Origin of the sequence: Croceibacterium soli, from assembly GCF_009828065.1 — a bacterium.
Taxonomy (GTDB): domain Bacteria; phylum Pseudomonadota; class Alphaproteobacteria; order Sphingomonadales; family Sphingomonadaceae; genus Croceibacterium_B; species Croceibacterium_B soli.
In genome coordinates, this window is record NZ_WTYK01000003.1 from 217,445 (window position 1) to 230,682 (window position 13,238).

At 64.9% G+C, this 13,238-nt stretch carries 12 protein-coding genes; 3 read left to right on the forward strand and 9 right to left on the reverse strand.

Features of this window, described 5'->3' with window-relative positions; genetic code table 11:
• Nucleotides 1–7: 7 nt before the first annotated feature.
• The 7 genes from GRI75_RS06860 to GRI75_RS06890 form a co-directional block, all read right to left on the reverse strand.
• Nucleotides 8–811, reverse strand: coding sequence for a YdcF family protein (locus tag GRI75_RS06860; RefSeq protein WP_160746220.1), 804 nt, complete (start codon nt 809–811; stop codon nt 8–10).
• Between the two features lie 22 nt (nt 812–833).
• Nucleotides 834–1,253 (reverse strand): DCC1-like thiol-disulfide oxidoreductase family protein, encoded by a 420-nt coding sequence (locus tag GRI75_RS06865; protein WP_202389634.1) that lies wholly within the window; start codon nt 1,251–1,253, stop codon nt 834–836.
• Entirely contained in the window at nt 1,241–2,743 is a 1,503-nt protein-coding gene (locus GRI75_RS06870; RefSeq protein WP_160746221.1) for a hypothetical protein, read from the reverse strand. Before GRI75_RS06870 ends, GRI75_RS06865 begins: the two co-directional genes overlap by 13 nt.
• 16 nt (nt 2,744–2,759) lie before the next feature.
• Nucleotides 2,760–4,238, reverse strand: coding sequence for an O-antigen ligase family protein (locus GRI75_RS06875; RefSeq protein ID WP_160746222.1), 1,479 nt, complete (start codon nt 4,236–4,238; stop codon nt 2,760–2,762).
• A 12-nt stretch (nt 4,239–4,250) separates the two neighbouring features.
• On the reverse strand, nt 4,251–5,294 hold the full coding sequence (locus GRI75_RS06880) for a glycosyltransferase (protein WP_160746382.1): 1,044 nt from the start codon (nt 5,292–5,294) through the stop codon (nt 4,251–4,253).
• Nucleotides 5,295–5,389: 95 nt separating this feature from the next.
• Nucleotides 5,390–7,522: a GumC family protein gene (locus GRI75_RS06885; protein WP_160746223.1), complete on the reverse strand. Its 2,133-nt coding sequence runs from the start codon at nt 7,520–7,522 to the stop codon at nt 5,390–5,392.
• A 55-nt stretch (nt 7,523–7,577) separates the two neighbouring features.
• The gene (locus GRI75_RS06890; RefSeq protein WP_160746224.1) at nt 7,578–8,759 is read right to left on the reverse strand and encodes an outer membrane beta-barrel protein; all 1,182 of its coding nucleotides are present in this window, start codon (nt 8,757–8,759) and stop codon (nt 7,578–7,580) included.
• 316 nt (nt 8,760–9,075) lie between these two features.
• On the opposite strand from GRI75_RS06890, the gene GRI75_RS14685 reads away from it, so the two are divergent.
• The gene (locus GRI75_RS14685) at nt 9,076–9,207 is read left to right on the forward strand and encodes a hypothetical protein (RefSeq protein ID WP_268891500.1); all 132 of its coding nucleotides are present in this window, start codon (nt 9,076–9,078) and stop codon (nt 9,205–9,207) included.
• 16 nt (nt 9,208–9,223) lie between these two features.
• Here the strand turns inward: GRI75_RS14685 and GRI75_RS06895 are convergent, their stop codons facing one another.
• Nucleotides 9,224–10,021 carry a sugar transferase gene (locus tag GRI75_RS06895; RefSeq protein ID WP_235911377.1) on the reverse strand — a complete coding sequence of 266 codons (798 nt, stop codon included), beginning with the start codon at nt 10,019–10,021 and terminating at the stop codon, nt 9,224–9,226.
• Nucleotides 10,022–10,294: 273 nt separating this feature from the next.
• On the opposite strand from GRI75_RS06895, the gene GRI75_RS06900 reads away from it, so the two are divergent.
• A complete protein-coding gene (locus GRI75_RS06900; RefSeq protein ID WP_160746225.1) occupies nt 10,295–10,921 on the forward strand; it encodes a polysaccharide biosynthesis/export family protein in 627 nt (208 codons plus the stop codon).
• A gap of 280 nt (nt 10,922–11,201) precedes the next feature.
• Nucleotides 11,202–11,864, forward strand: a complete 663-nt coding sequence (locus GRI75_RS06905) for a response regulator transcription factor (RefSeq protein ID WP_160746226.1) — start codon at nt 11,202–11,204, stop codon at nt 11,862–11,864.
• A 58-nt stretch (nt 11,865–11,922) separates the two neighbouring features.
• On the opposite strand, the gene GRI75_RS06910 is transcribed toward GRI75_RS06905, so the two are convergent.
• A complete protein-coding gene (locus tag GRI75_RS06910) occupies nt 11,923–13,146 on the reverse strand; it encodes a cell wall hydrolase (protein WP_160746227.1) in 1,224 nt (407 codons plus the stop codon).
• Nucleotides 13,147–13,238 lie beyond the last annotated feature (92 nt).

Below are 13,238 nucleotides of genomic sequence, written 5' to 3' on the forward strand. Positions count from 1 at the left end.
CGCGCGGCTACCGGCAGTCGGCGCCGACCAGTCGTTCGGTCCGGCCGGTCAGCCGGTAGAAGACCAGGCCCAGCCACTCGCGCACGCCGCCGTTGAGATCATCGAGGTTTTCGGCGAAGCTCCATTCGATCTCGTCCACGAAGTAGCCGCTGCTGTAGTCCACCGGCCAGGCGGTCAGGTTGGTCCAACCGGCGGCGCAGAACGTCGCCATCGCGCGCGGCATGTGGCCGGCGGTCGTCACGAGTATGGCGTTACCTGTTTCCCGCTCCCCCAGGCGCGCCAACAGGTATTCGGCGTTCTCGGCCGTGTTTCGCGAAACGGATTCGACATGCAGCCGGCTCGGGGCCAGCCCGGCGGACAGCAGGACCGCGCGGGCGATGGTCGCTTCGGACAGTTCCGTAGGAATCAACTGGCCGCTGCCGCCGGCGAAATAGACTTGGGCCTGCGGGAAGCGCCGCGCCAGCGCCAGGGTTGCCAGATAGCGGTCGCCCGCCGCGGACAGGCTCGGCACGCCCCATCGTTCGGTCGTGTCCTGCTTTTCCGCTCCTCCCAGCAGGATGATGGCATCGGCGTTCTTCACTTCGGGATTTGCGGGATAGCGACTCTCGAGCGGGGCGAGCAGGAGCGTGCCCAGCGGGAGGAAGCTGATGGCGATCGAGCAGAAGGCGACGGCGCCGATCAGGCCAGTAGCCAGGCGAATCCTGTTGCGAAGCAGGGCCCAGAACGCCGCAACGATCAGCAATACGAGGATCGTATCCGGGCGGACGAGCGCCCATACCAGCTTTGAGATCCAGAACAGCAGCGTGCTCATGTTGCGGGGAAACAGCGGCGGGTCACCACTGCTTCAGCTTCTCCCGCCCCAGGAGCCGCAGGGCCATGCTCCTGCCGGAGCGGAGCAAGGGGTAGAGGGCAGCGGATCGCTTCCGTGAACGAAATATCCAGCCATTGAACCTGCCGAACCAATCCTGGCTGCTCGAAGCGAGGGCAAGGACATGAATGCTTTCGTCCCCATGATAGAAGCGGCCGGACAGCTTGAGCAACATGCCGTCGTTCAGATCGTACCCCAGTTCCGTGGCTTCGCGATACTCCGCGCCGTGCTCGCGGGCGTCCACCATCCGAAGTGCGCCCAGGTTCTTGCGCAGCCGTACCATGCGGACATAGGCGGAGCAAAACGGGCACTCGCCGTCATAAAGCAGCCAGTTGTCCGCTGCGGGATCGGCAGGGGCGTGCTCCGTCTCCATCAGTGCAGGCAATATGCCGCGTCCTTGAACACGGGCCTGAAGCTGGCTGTCTTGGCGAGCAGGAGCGGGATGCCGCGGTCGAGATCGACATCGGGGTTCGTTGCCGCGCCGCGAACGTAGCGGCGCTTTTCCCCGTTGCGGATGTATTCCACCCAAAGCTCCTCATCGCCGAGAGAACTGACCAGCCGCCGTAGCTCGAAATAGGTGACATAGACAGGCAGGCGGACGTCGGGATTGCCATATCGCGTGGGATGCGTGCCGAGTGCCAGTACTTTGGCATTGTTGGAGCCGACGATCTCCACCAGGTCGCTCTGCAGCCCGAATAGGTCTACCGAAGGCATGAACCAGTGGTTGTTCATGCCGCCCTCGGTGCGCAAGTTGCTGTACATCGATATCGCACCGGTCGTCTTGTAGCCGATGTAGGGCGAGAGCGAGTTGAGGCTCATGAGACCCACCACGATCCACAGCCAGCCGGGCCTGGTCGAAAGCAGGCGCGGCGCGGTGGTCTCGTCGAAGAAGCCGCGGAGCAAGTGTACCCGGAGCGTAGCGAGCACGATCAGCAGCCCCAGCGGACCCGCGACGAGCAGCCAATTGAAGACGACCGCCTTGTACCCGAACACCCCGATGTCCTGCCAGATCAGGAACTCGGCGAAGAAGATCCCGAGCACGAGCGCCAGATATACTGCGAAGACGATCCTTGCGACGCGCGCCCGTCGAGGCCAGCCGATCGCGCCCGCGATCGCAGGCAGAACTTCCATGATCGCCGGCATCGCTACGAGCGCGTAGAGCGTCAGCACCAGCGAAGAGTAGGAGAAGTGCCCCATGATGCCGAGGAGCAGATGGAAGGGCACGCCGATGTAGATCGCCGCAAGCCTGGTGCGCCTGATCAGCAGAAGGATCGGCAGGATCAGTTCGACGACCATGAACAGCCAGAACAGGAACTCCACGTCGAACGGGCTTGCCAGAAGAGCCAGCAGCTTCTCCCGGCTGAGGAACGAATTGTACATGGCATGCATGCAGCTGACGCTTCCGTCGGCGAAGTCGTGGTTCATCTTGGACAGGACGATCCAGAAGTACATCAGCATGAACATCGCCAGGACCGGCGGCGACAGTATCCGCATCATCTCGGCCCGTGGCGCGCGATCCGCGGAGCTCGGGCGGAACACATCCCGGCCGAACGCCATGACCGCCGCGCCCAGGATCGCCACGCTCAGGAAACTGTCGAGTACGACGTGATTGGAGACGAACGGCCACTGGTTCACGTAGTGCGCGGTCGCGGCGACTATCGTAGCGAGGAACAGCTGCAGATTGCCTGGATAGAGCAGCGTGAGAACCGCAAATGCGAGTGCGACGAGGCCGATTGGATCGAGGACTGTGCCGAATTCGGCGAAGAAGGTGATCTGGACGATCGTTTGACCGGCCCAGAGGAAGGCGAACACGGTCAGTCCGTCGAACGCGGGTGCGGAGTTGTTCCGCTCGTCCGCAAAGTCGGTCATGGTCATCACGATCTCTCCCCTTCTACCGCGCCGGCAGTTCCTCTCCTCTTCGATCGATGCTTTCCGGCTTTGGCGAGGCCGCATGGGCGCCCGTCGCAAGCGCCCGTGGTTCGCGGACCGGCCGTTTGCGCTCGATCCAGAACGGCCGCAGCGCCAGGGCCGCGCCCGCGAATATGGCGAAGTTCGTGCCCGGATGCGCGTTCGCCGAGCTGAGCGTACCGGGAATGAGCGAAAGGGCGGCCGCGGTTGCGAAGGCGCTGCCCACCGCCAGGCGATCGTCTTCTGCAATGCCCCAGCTCGACCTGCGCCAGGGCTGGAACACCGCGACGATGTAGGCCAGGAAAGAGACGATGCCGATGGCCCCCATGGCGCCCAGGATCGCCGTCAGGCCGCTCGACGACCGGAAGCTCCCCGGCCCGATGCCCAGGCCGTGGGACGCCTTGAAGGCCTCCCATCCCTGCATCGCCCAGAACAACCGCTGCGTCCCGGATTCGCTCGAGGACTTCTCGACGGTCATCCGCGCGATCATATCGAGGATGGCTTCGGCAAGGTTCGGGATGAGGGCGACGCTGACAGCGAAGAGAAAGACGAACCCGCCCATCGCGGCGATCATCGACTCGATCTTGCGGCCGTGGACGGCGCCCGGCAGCAGCAAGGCCCTGGCGAAGAAGAACGAGACATAGGCCGCCAGGCCCAGGTAGCTGGTCGAAGACGTGCTGAAGAACAGCACTGCCGCCATCAGCAAGGCAGCCCGGCCCGTGGCCCGGCTTCTGATCGAGCGGTACCAGAGCTCCGCATTCGCCACCATCAGGCCGAACCCGAAGGCTGCGTAGCTCGATGCCTCGGCGAACACGCCGCGGATCCGGACGAAGTTGCCGACCTGGTCGTTGAACTGCGTGTAGGTGCTGTTGCGGAAGAACTCGAAGACCGCGTCGAACGAAGTGCCCCTCGCCACCAATGCGGCGATGCCCAGGACGGCGTGGAGCCATGTGGCCCACAGCACGGCCGCCACGAGAGTCCGCGTGCCGTCTTCCCGCCGCGTGCCGATCCATGCGGCCATCGCCACGAAAAGGGTGCCGAGCATGTAGATGCCGGCGGTCATATTCTGCGAGGACGGGGCGAGCGGATGCGTTTCGAACAGGCTGTCGCGCGCGACCAGGCGCATGGGATAGACATCGATGTCGCCGGCGAACAGGCGCGGCCCGATGTAGGCCATCGCCGCGCCGTACAAGGCGAAAACGGCGAGCCACCGGTTCGCCCGGAATGCGTCGGGCAAGACGCCGCGGAAGCCGCCGTGCGGCACGAGGATCCTCAGGTAGACGAAGGCGAGCGCGAAATAGATCGGCGGGATCGAGGACCCCCCGTTCGGCAGGGTCACGGCCGACGATCCGCTGAACAGGCCCGCCAGCACGAGGAAAGCCAGCGCATGGCGCATCGAACCGGCGATGACGATCATCCCGCCGATGACGATGCAGGCGTATCCGAGAAAGGTGATCGTCATCGTCCCGCCCCCTCAGCTCGGCCGGGTGATCGCCAGGAACCTGGCGTCGAAGTTCTCCGGCGCAAAGCGGGCAGCCTGCCGCACCGCGACGCGCGGGTCGAAGTCGCCGACGAACCGCTCCATGCGATCGATGGCTTCGCCGAGCGAAGCGGCGTCCTGGCGGTCGAAGAACACCCCGGTCTCGCCCGGTATGACCGTATCGAGCACGCCGCCGCGGCCATAGGCCACCACCGGGCGCCCGGATGCCATCGCTTCGACCGGGGCGATGCCGAAATCCTCCTCCGCCGTCATGATGAAGGCGCGCGCCCGCGCGTAGGCGCCGCGCAGCTCGTTGAAGCCGACCCGCTGGACGATCCTGATGTTCGGGCGTGCCCTGGCGCGCAGGCTTTTCAGCATGCCGCCGCCGCCGATCATCAGCAGCGGCAGGCCGTTGCGGTTGAACGCATCGACCACGATGTCCGGCCGTTTGTAAGGCACCATCGCCCCTACCCAGAGGTAGTACGGCTCGGTGTCGATCGACGGGGTGAACAGATCGACCTCCACCGGCGGGTGGATCACTTCGGCGTCGCGGCGCCAGACTTTGCCGATCCTCTGGCGGATGAAGCGCGAATTGGCCGCATACCGGTCGACCCGGGCGCTCGAACTGACGTCCCACTGGCGGAGCCGGCCATAGGCCACCGGCATCAGCAGCCGGGCGAGGCCGTTCGCCTGGCGGCGGTACTGGTGGTAGTGATCCCACAGGTATCGCATGGGTGAGTGGCAGTAGCAGACGTGCAAGGCGTCCGGCCGGGTTATGACCCCCTTTGCCGGCCCGGATTCGCTGCTGATGACCAGGTCGTAATCCGACAGGTCCAGCCCTTCGAGGGCCAGCGGCATGAGCGGCAGGTAATACTGGTACAGGCGCTTGGAGAACGGCAGCCGATCGATGAAGCTGGTCGTCATCTTCGCTTGCGCGAGGCGGCCCGACAGGATCCTGGGATCGCTCACGTGGCAGAAAAGGTCTGCCTGCGGGTAGAGCCGCAGCATGCGTTCGACGACTCTCTCGCCGCCCCGCATCGCCACGAACCAGTAGTGGACTATCGCCACCCGGGGATCCGAGAACCGCGCCGGCGCAGTGGCTTCAGCCTGCAATCCTAGGCCGGCGACCTGAGTCACGCGTAGTATTCCCGATACTGCCGGTAGTAGAACGAAGGATCGCCGCGCTCGAAGAAGGCGCGGCGGCGGAGGTCCACCTGATTGAGTGCGACCCCGACCAGGTTCACATGCTCCGCGGGAAGGCGGCGCAAGGCGGCGCGGATCGCAAACGTGGATGTCTTGCGCCAGTGCGCGACCATGATCGTTGCGTCGGCCCGGCTGGCGAGGACCGGGGCCGAAGCGACCGGCAGGACCGGGGGAAGGTCGAGGATGATGCGGTCGAACCGCCCACGCAGCCGTTCCAGCAGGTCCTGGAAGGCCGGACCGGTCAGCAGGTGCTCGGGCGCGCTCTTGTCCGGCCGCAGCGGCAGGACGCAGAACTGGCGGTTGTCGTCCAGCTCGTCGAGATTGCAGGGCGCGGTGCCGTCGAGATATTCGATCAGGCCATAGTCGTACTTCTGCATGTCCAGCAGCCGGCTGACCCCGGCGCGGCGCAAGTCGCAGTCGATCAGGATCGTGCGCTGCCCGCTCTGCGCCGCGATGTAGGACATGCAGCAGGACACGATGGTCTTCCCTTCGCCCGGCAAGGCCGAAGTCAGGGCGATGATCTGCTTGTTGCCGTTGGTGACCTGGTCGATCGCCGTATCGAGCGTGCGGAAACTCTCCGCGAAGGCGGAGTTGGGAGCCTCCTGTATCGCCCCGACGGCATGGCGGATCTGCGGGGAAACCGATTTCAGCAGCGGGATCGATGCGAGATGACGCTCGCCGACTCCGCGTTCCACTTCCTCCGGCGTGGACATGCCATGGAACAGGGCCTCGGCGATGTAGGCGGCCAGGATGCCGAGACCCAGGCCGATCACGACCGACAGGGCGAGGTTCATCGCCAGATTGGGCTCCGTCGGCAGGAGCGGGACTTCGGCGAAAGTGAGTATGCGCGCGTTCGGCTTCTCGCTGCCTTCTGCCGCGAGCAGTTCCTTGTAGCGGCTGAGGTAAGTTTCGTAGATGCCCTGCGAGGCTTCGGCCGCGCGCTCTAGCTCGCTCAGCCCGACCATCGCCGCGTTGTTCTGCGCCAGGTTGCCGCGAGCGAGCGAAAGGCTCCCGGACAAGGACGCGAGGCGCTGGGCGGAGACGTTCTGCTTGGCCTCGAGGTTCGAGATGACGCGCTCAATCTCCGCCTGGATTTGGCCGCGGATCTCGCCGAGGCGGCTCTGTGCCTGGACCAGCTGCGGATGGTTGCGGCCGTATTTGGAGGACAGGTCGGCCACTTCGCCCGCGGCTTCCGCTTCCTGGATCCGCAGCGCGGAGATTACCGGCGAGCCGAGCGCTTCGCCGACATCGTCGCCGGTCGATCCCGACCGCAGCTGGGCCAAGGCTGTCTGCAGCCGCGCCTGGTCTTCGGCCGCTTCTGCGCGGGCGCGCGTGACTTCCTGGTTGTAGTTGGAGATTTCCTGCTCGGTCAGCGACGCGCCGGAGGTGCTGAGCAGGTTGTGGGCGATGCGATATTGCTGGAGCGCCTGGGTGTCGGCCTGTGCCTGCGCGCGCAACTGGCCCAGCCGCGCCTGCACGAGCTCGCGCTCATCGGAATTCCTGGTCTGGTTGAGGCCCAGTTCCCAGTTCGCGAATTGGCGGGCGAACTCGTTGGCGATGTTGGCTGCGTCACCGGCGTCGGGTGCGTTGAACCGGATGGTCAGCGCATAGCTCTTCCCCGTCCGTTCCGCCGAGACCCCGCTCTGCAACCGGTCGATCAGATCGCGCTTCTCCGCTTCGCTGAGCCCCTCGTTCAGGCCGAGCGACGCCGCCACCCGTTCGGCCATCTCGCGCGACGCGATGATCTCCGCCTGGGTGTCCACGAGTTCGCTGCTGATGGCTTCCTGGCGGGAGACGCCGTCGGCCGTGATCGCACCGGTGGCATCGTTCGTCAGCATGACCGTGGCCTCGGCGGTGTAGACCTTCTCCGAGAGCAGCGAGAATGCGACTCCGGCCGCGACCACCAGCGCCACCACGAGCGCGACCAGCTTCAGCCGCCGCCGGAAGAAGCCTATCGTCTCCGTGAGGTCGAGCCTGTCGTCGCTCTTCGCCGGAAGATATTCGCCGCGCGTTCGGGGGAGGTTTCCTCCGAAGGCGGGGACCAGGTGCCGTGCTTCGTTCATGATCTGCTCTCGCCGAAATGCGGTTGATTCGGCCCGGGGCGGGGACGCGCGCGCTTCACAACGCCACCCTCAGTCCCAGACCGACAGCGAAGCCGTTGTAGTCACGGCCTCCACCTTTGCCGTTTTGATTGCGGTAGCCGAGCCGCCCGATCAGACCGACATTGTCGGTCAGCCGATAGTGGGCCCGCGTGCCGACTTCGAAGCGCCGCTCCGACAGGGTGGTGGAGCGGTAGTCTTCATCCACCACCGCGGCTTCGGCGGAGACGAGCAGCCGGTCGCTGACCGCCTTCCGCGCACCCAGTCTGAACGAACTGCGCACGATCGCAGGGATCGCATCGCGCGGGCTCGGATCGACGAGGCGGTCGGCGGATGCGATAACTTGCCATGTGGGGCCCGGCGTCCATTCGCCCCGCAGATGATAGTTCAAGCCGCCGACCGATTCGACCGAGGGATCCTTGAACTTCTGGTGCAGGTATCCGACGCCTGCTTCCACGGCCAGCAAGTCGGTCAGGTTGACCTGCATGCCGCCCAGCAAGGAATAGCCGCTCGAGTTGCGAATGGCCGGGTTGCGCTCGTAGCGGACCTGGTTGCCGCCCACCTCGACGAACACCCGCGTGTTGCGGCCGGTCGGCGCGCTTCCGCGAACCCGCGCCCTGCGCACGGTGGCATCGCGGGCGGACAAATCGATCGGCGCGCCGTTCAGTGTGGCATCCTCGTAATCGAACTCGGCGATTTGCGCCTCGCCCGTCATCTCGACGAAGCCCCCGACACGCTGCAGCCTCACCGACGCGAACTTCTGGTCGAACTCGACCGGCTCGTCGGTCAGGAAGAAGTCCCCGGCCGTGCCGCGCGGCTCGATCAGGTGGCGGAAGCCGGCGTCGACCGTGAGCTCGGTGCGCGAAGCGAGGTCGAGCCGTGCACGAGCCGCGGCTTCGAACTGCTCGCTGTCCTCCGATTCCGTGTCGAGGTGGCGGCGAACCTCGGACGAGCCGCGGATCGAAAGCTCGTGCCGCGGCAATGTCGTTCGCACCACCAGGGTCGGGCGCAGCGAGAACACGACGTCGTCGATCTCGTTGGCCGGGAGATTGTAGATGTTGGAGTTGTAGACCGCATCGGCGTCGACATACGGCAGAGCCGTGAGACCGCCGCTCAGCGCGATACCGTCTCCGCGTTCGGGATCGAAGATCTCCATCGGCGTCACGATCCTGGGGTCCTGCCCGTAGGTCGGACGGGACAAGCACAGGATCGTCAGGAAGACGGCCGCTCGCCGCGCGTATTTGCGGTGCCGCGACTGGCCTGGAAGGGGAGCGACGCGGATTACCGGATCCGTCGCCCTCGCATTCTCCCGGTCCCCATTCCCGCTCACAACATGGGTGAAAACTGCCAACAACTCGGCTGCATGGAGCGACAAACTCGGATAAGTGGCCGGTGAGTAGCCGGCCGTCCCGTCGCCCGGGTTCGGCCGGCGGAACAAGCCTGTCCTGGCCGCATTGGCGCAGGGCCGGGCCGCCGATTGCTTGCTGGCGCTGGCGCCGAAGGACCGACGTGTAACCATGCCCGATGTGCCCAAAAGCTCCAAAGCCGGTTCCGCCCGCAGGAAGGGCAGGCGCAGCTTCGCCAAAGGACTGGCGTTTGCGGCGCCGCTGGCGGCTGCGTTCTGGGCACTGGTCGTGTGGTTGGCGTGAGGATGTTCCCGCACCATCAGCAAGCTCCTCCTCCGGCGATCACTGCCGGAAGAGTTGCGGCAAGGATTTTCAGGTCGAACGCTAGCGAGCGGTTGCGCACGTAAAACACGTCGGTGGCCACGCGCCTGCGGTAGCTTGTCTGCGCATCCCGCGTAATCTGCCAAAGCCCGGTCAGGCCCGGCCGCACCGCGAGATAGAACTCCGCGTAGCGGCCATACCGCTCCAGCTCCGCACTGACGATGGGGCGGGGGCCGACTAGGCTCATCTCCCCGCGCAGAACGTTGAGGAGCTGCGGCAGCTCGTCCAGGCTCGTGTTCCTCAGGAAATGGCCCAGCGGCGTGACGCGCGGATCCTCGATCAGCTTCTGGCTCGACGACCATTCGGCCCGCAGCGCCGGATTGGCGCTGAGGAGAGCGGCAAGCCGTTCTTCCGCGCCGACGCACATCGTCCGAAATTTCAGGCAGTCGAAGCTTTCACCGCCTTTGCCGACGCGGCGGTGAGCGAACACGACCGGCCCGGGATCGCTCAGCTTGATGGCGATCAGCACCAGGAGGATCACCGGCGCCAGGAACAGGATGAGCGCAAGGGAGACGACGATGTCCAGCAGGCGGCGGAAATCGAACCCTTGCGGTGGGGCGGGTTCGCGTTCGGCACCTTTCGCGCCGGGCGAGAACGGGACCACCAGGCCCATCTCCGCTTCGCTGGCGACGGCGGCCGCAAAGCTCGGCCGTTCGCTGGTCGTGTCCAAGCCCAGGTCGAAATCGTCGAGCAGACTGTCGCCGGGATAGAAGTAGTGAGTGTCCGTTGCGCGCATGAGAACCACTTCAACGTGAGGTTGAAAAGATCTCCCGCAGCAGCCGAGAAGCCGGTGGAGAGGAGGTCCCGAAAATCGGTCAGATCGAGCAGGCGCACAATCGAGCATCAGGTGTACTGCCGCTCTATCCTGAGGGGCTAGTCCGGTTCGCGATGCCCTGCCGGCATATCATCCATGATGGTAATACCGCCGCGCTTCGAGCCAAACTATAGATTGGGCGACTGGAAAACTCAGCGGATCCACGCCGCGTTGTAGTGGGAGCGAAGCGAGGCCATGGCGGACTTAGAACCGGGCGATCGACGATCGGCGGAGGGGCATGGCTATCGCCGCAAAGCGGCGGTCGGCCTGTTCGCTCTCGCGGCATTGAGCCTGGCGGGCTGCGCTTCGACGAACATCCCGACAGCATCCGTGATCGAGGCGAACACCGGGGTCGAGCAAGGCTATACGATCTCGAGCGGCGACAAGATCAGGGTAACCGTATTCGACGAGGAAAACCTCACCGGCGATTACCAGGTCGGCCTGGCAGGCGATGTTCAGTTGCCGCTGATCGGAAGGATCGTCGCAGCGGGAGAGACCTCCACCACCTTGGCTGAAATGATCGCCACGATGCTGCGTGACGGGAGCTACGTCCTTTCGCCGCGCGTGGCCGTGGAAGTCGCCCAGCATCGGCCGTTCTTCATTCTCGGCGAGGTCAAGACACCCGGTGAATACGTCTACGCCAGCAACATGACGCTGGAGCAGGCAGTGGCCAAAGCCGGCGGATTCACGCCCCGCGCGGACAAAGGCGTCGTCATACTGCGCCGGCAGACCTGGAGTACTCCGAGAAAGGTTCGGCTGGACGGCGAGACGCTGTTGGTGTCGCCCGGAGATACGATCCTGGTTCAGGAAGCGTTCTTCTAGTCACCGGAGCCAGTCGCTCCTGCAGGGGCGATGGGGAAACTTGCATCTTCGCAAGGCTTTACTCGTGCGCCGCGCGAGCACCGGTCACGAATGGGACAATTTCGCGCAAGGTAAACTTTCACGTTATGCCCACATCAATTTCGGTTGCAAGACCGGCGAGGATGGCGCAAAAAAGTTATGCACAATCGAGTCGCCAAGGTCGCAACGGGGAGATGAGCCCGTGCTCATGCCTCGCAATCATAAAATCGGAGGAATATGATACGCAAATAGGGGATGAGTAATGTCGATAAACATCTGTCTGATCTGCTCGCAAGACATTACTAGAGAAGGATTGGGGCACATAATTGCATCCGGAGGATTCAATGTCATCGAGTCATCCGATTGTGTAGATAACATTTCGTGTTCCCCACCCGAAAGTGAAGTTTTGTTCGTTGTGGACTGCCCCAATTCTATCGAGCAGTCCGACACGGTCGAGACGATCAGGAACCGTTTCCGCCAGGCCAAGATCGTCGTCCTTTCCGATCATTTCGATGTCCAGACGATGCTCGATTGCTTCGCCAGGGGCGCGCAAGGCTACATCATCAAATCGATGAAATCGGCGCGGCTTCTTGCCTCGCTGCGGCTTGCAGCTCTCGGGGAGAAGGTCGTGCCATCGGACTTCGTCGACGCGATCGGCGGACAGCAGGGCCTGGACTACGCCAAATCCAACAGCGCCGAAAGCGCGATCGAAGAAGTGAACCTTTCGCCGCGCGAACTCGATGTGCTCTGTTGCCTTATGGCGGGATACCCGAACAAGATCATCGCCCGGCAACTGGACGTCTGCGAAGCGACGGTGAAAGTTCACGTCAAGGCGATCCTGCGCAAACTTAACGTACATAACCGCACGCAGGCTGCCATTTGGGCGAACTCGCGCGGCCTCACCGAAAGTCTCGTCGGTAGTTGATTGCCGGTCGCCGGCTCCACGGAGCCGGCCGGCACCTCCCACGATCATCGCGCGGCGATCAGCTCATCCGCTCCCGCATGATCCTGACCAGCCTGTCGCGATCTTCAGGAAGACACTCCTTCTTGTCGGGTCGGGCCACTTTATCGCAATCCCAGAGCGCCACATCCATGCCGGATGCGGGATCCCTGACGAACACGAACGCGGGCCGATCCCGTTCGGGCGCAAGCACCGCCCGATTGCGCTCGACTAGCTCGCTCGAAGGGTAGCCCAGCACTTGGCAGGCCCGGCGTCCGGCACACCGGCCCAGAGCCTCGACCGCCCAACGCCCGCTCGCCCCGCCGAGATCGACTTTAAGGAATTGCGCGGACGTAGCGGGCAGGGCCACGTTGGCCGCCTGCACCACCGCCCCGCCAGTCGCCGGCGCGGTGAAAGCCTGCGTGGTCCCAGGCAAGTCGCTGGTGGAAGGGGCGCCGTCCGCCGTCCCGCCGATCCGCGGTGCGGGAGGAGGCGTTCGCGCGGCCAGTGTCACGAAGTCCGCTTCAGGGCCGGCGTTGCCTGCGGTGGATAGCGCACCGCGCATGCCGCCCCAGCTGTAGAAGATGTGCCGGCCGACGATCCCCAACGTGCGCATCTCCAGCCGCCAGCGAGGAGCCACATAGTCCGCGTGATAATGGGTCGCGCGCCCGACGCTTTCGTCGACGGCCCCATCGAGCGCCGCAGCCGCAAGCGTCCTCGCCGCATGCAGGGCGGCCGCTGAAGGCCGCCGGCGCAAGAGCGAACCGTCGCAAGTGAAGGTGAACTGGCACCCGGTGGTTCGCTGGGAACCCTGGAAGACCACTCCGCAAACCGATTTCGGGAAAGCCCAATGGTTCACGCGGTTGAGCACGACCTGCATGACGGACCGCTGCCCCGCCGGGTCCGGGCCGGCTTCGTACCAGGCGGCGGCGGCGAGGCATTCGATCGCCCTGGCCCGGTCGGTCTCGGAGCCCTGGAACGCGAATGCCGCGGCCGGGGGCGTTTCGACCGTCTTCGCCAGCGCGTCGCCGCGGATCCGCGCCCGAACGGCCGCGACCGAAGTAACGAACGGCGCCATGACGTGGACCGCCGAAGCGGGCTCTCCGGGCAGTTCGGGCAGGTCCGATCCACGGATCGCCGAGGACTGCGGGATCACGAAGACCGCCGCCACGAAAGCCAGGCGAAAGCCCCAGGCCGGAAGGCCGGGCCGAGTGTCCTCCCGGCCGGCGATGGTACGAAGCAGATCCGTGTATTGCCGTGTGATCATCGCCTCGCTTCGCCGGGGTTCGTTCGCCAGCGCAAAGGCATACCGTGGTTCCGTGGTGGCAGGCATCGGGCAAAGGGATGAAGAACGGGCGC

Coding starts and splice junctions, on each gene's coding strand:
- GRI75_RS06880 (WP_160746382.1), bottom strand. CDS start 5,294: ATGCGGGGCGGCGAGAGAGTCGTCGAACGCATGCTGCGGCTCTACCCG.
- GRI75_RS06910 (WP_160746227.1), bottom strand. CDS start 13,146: ATGATCACACGGCAATACACGGATCTGCTTCGTACCATCGCCGGCCGG.
- GRI75_RS06870 (WP_160746221.1), bottom strand. CDS start 2,743: ATGACCATGACCGACTTTGCGGACGAGCGGAACAACTCCGCACCCGCG.
- GRI75_RS06895 (WP_235911377.1), bottom strand. CDS start 10,021: ATGCGCGCAACGGACACTCACTACTTCTATCCCGGCGACAGTCTGCTC.
- GRI75_RS06860 (WP_160746220.1), bottom strand. CDS start 811: ATGAGCACGCTGCTGTTCTGGATCTCAAAGCTGGTATGGGCGCTCGTC.
- GRI75_RS06900 (WP_160746225.1), top strand. CDS start 10,295: ATGGCGGACTTAGAACCGGGCGATCGACGATCGGCGGAGGGGCATGGC.
- GRI75_RS06905 (WP_160746226.1), top strand. CDS start 11,202: ATGTCGATAAACATCTGTCTGATCTGCTCGCAAGACATTACTAGAGAA.
- GRI75_RS06885 (WP_160746223.1), bottom strand. CDS start 7,522: ATGAACGAAGCACGGCACCTGGTCCCCGCCTTCGGAGGAAACCTCCCC.
- GRI75_RS06875 (WP_160746222.1), bottom strand. CDS start 4,238: ATGACGATCACCTTTCTCGGATACGCCTGCATCGTCATCGGCGGGATG.
- GRI75_RS14685 (WP_268891500.1), top strand. CDS start 9,076: ATGCCCGATGTGCCCAAAAGCTCCAAAGCCGGTTCCGCCCGCAGGAAG.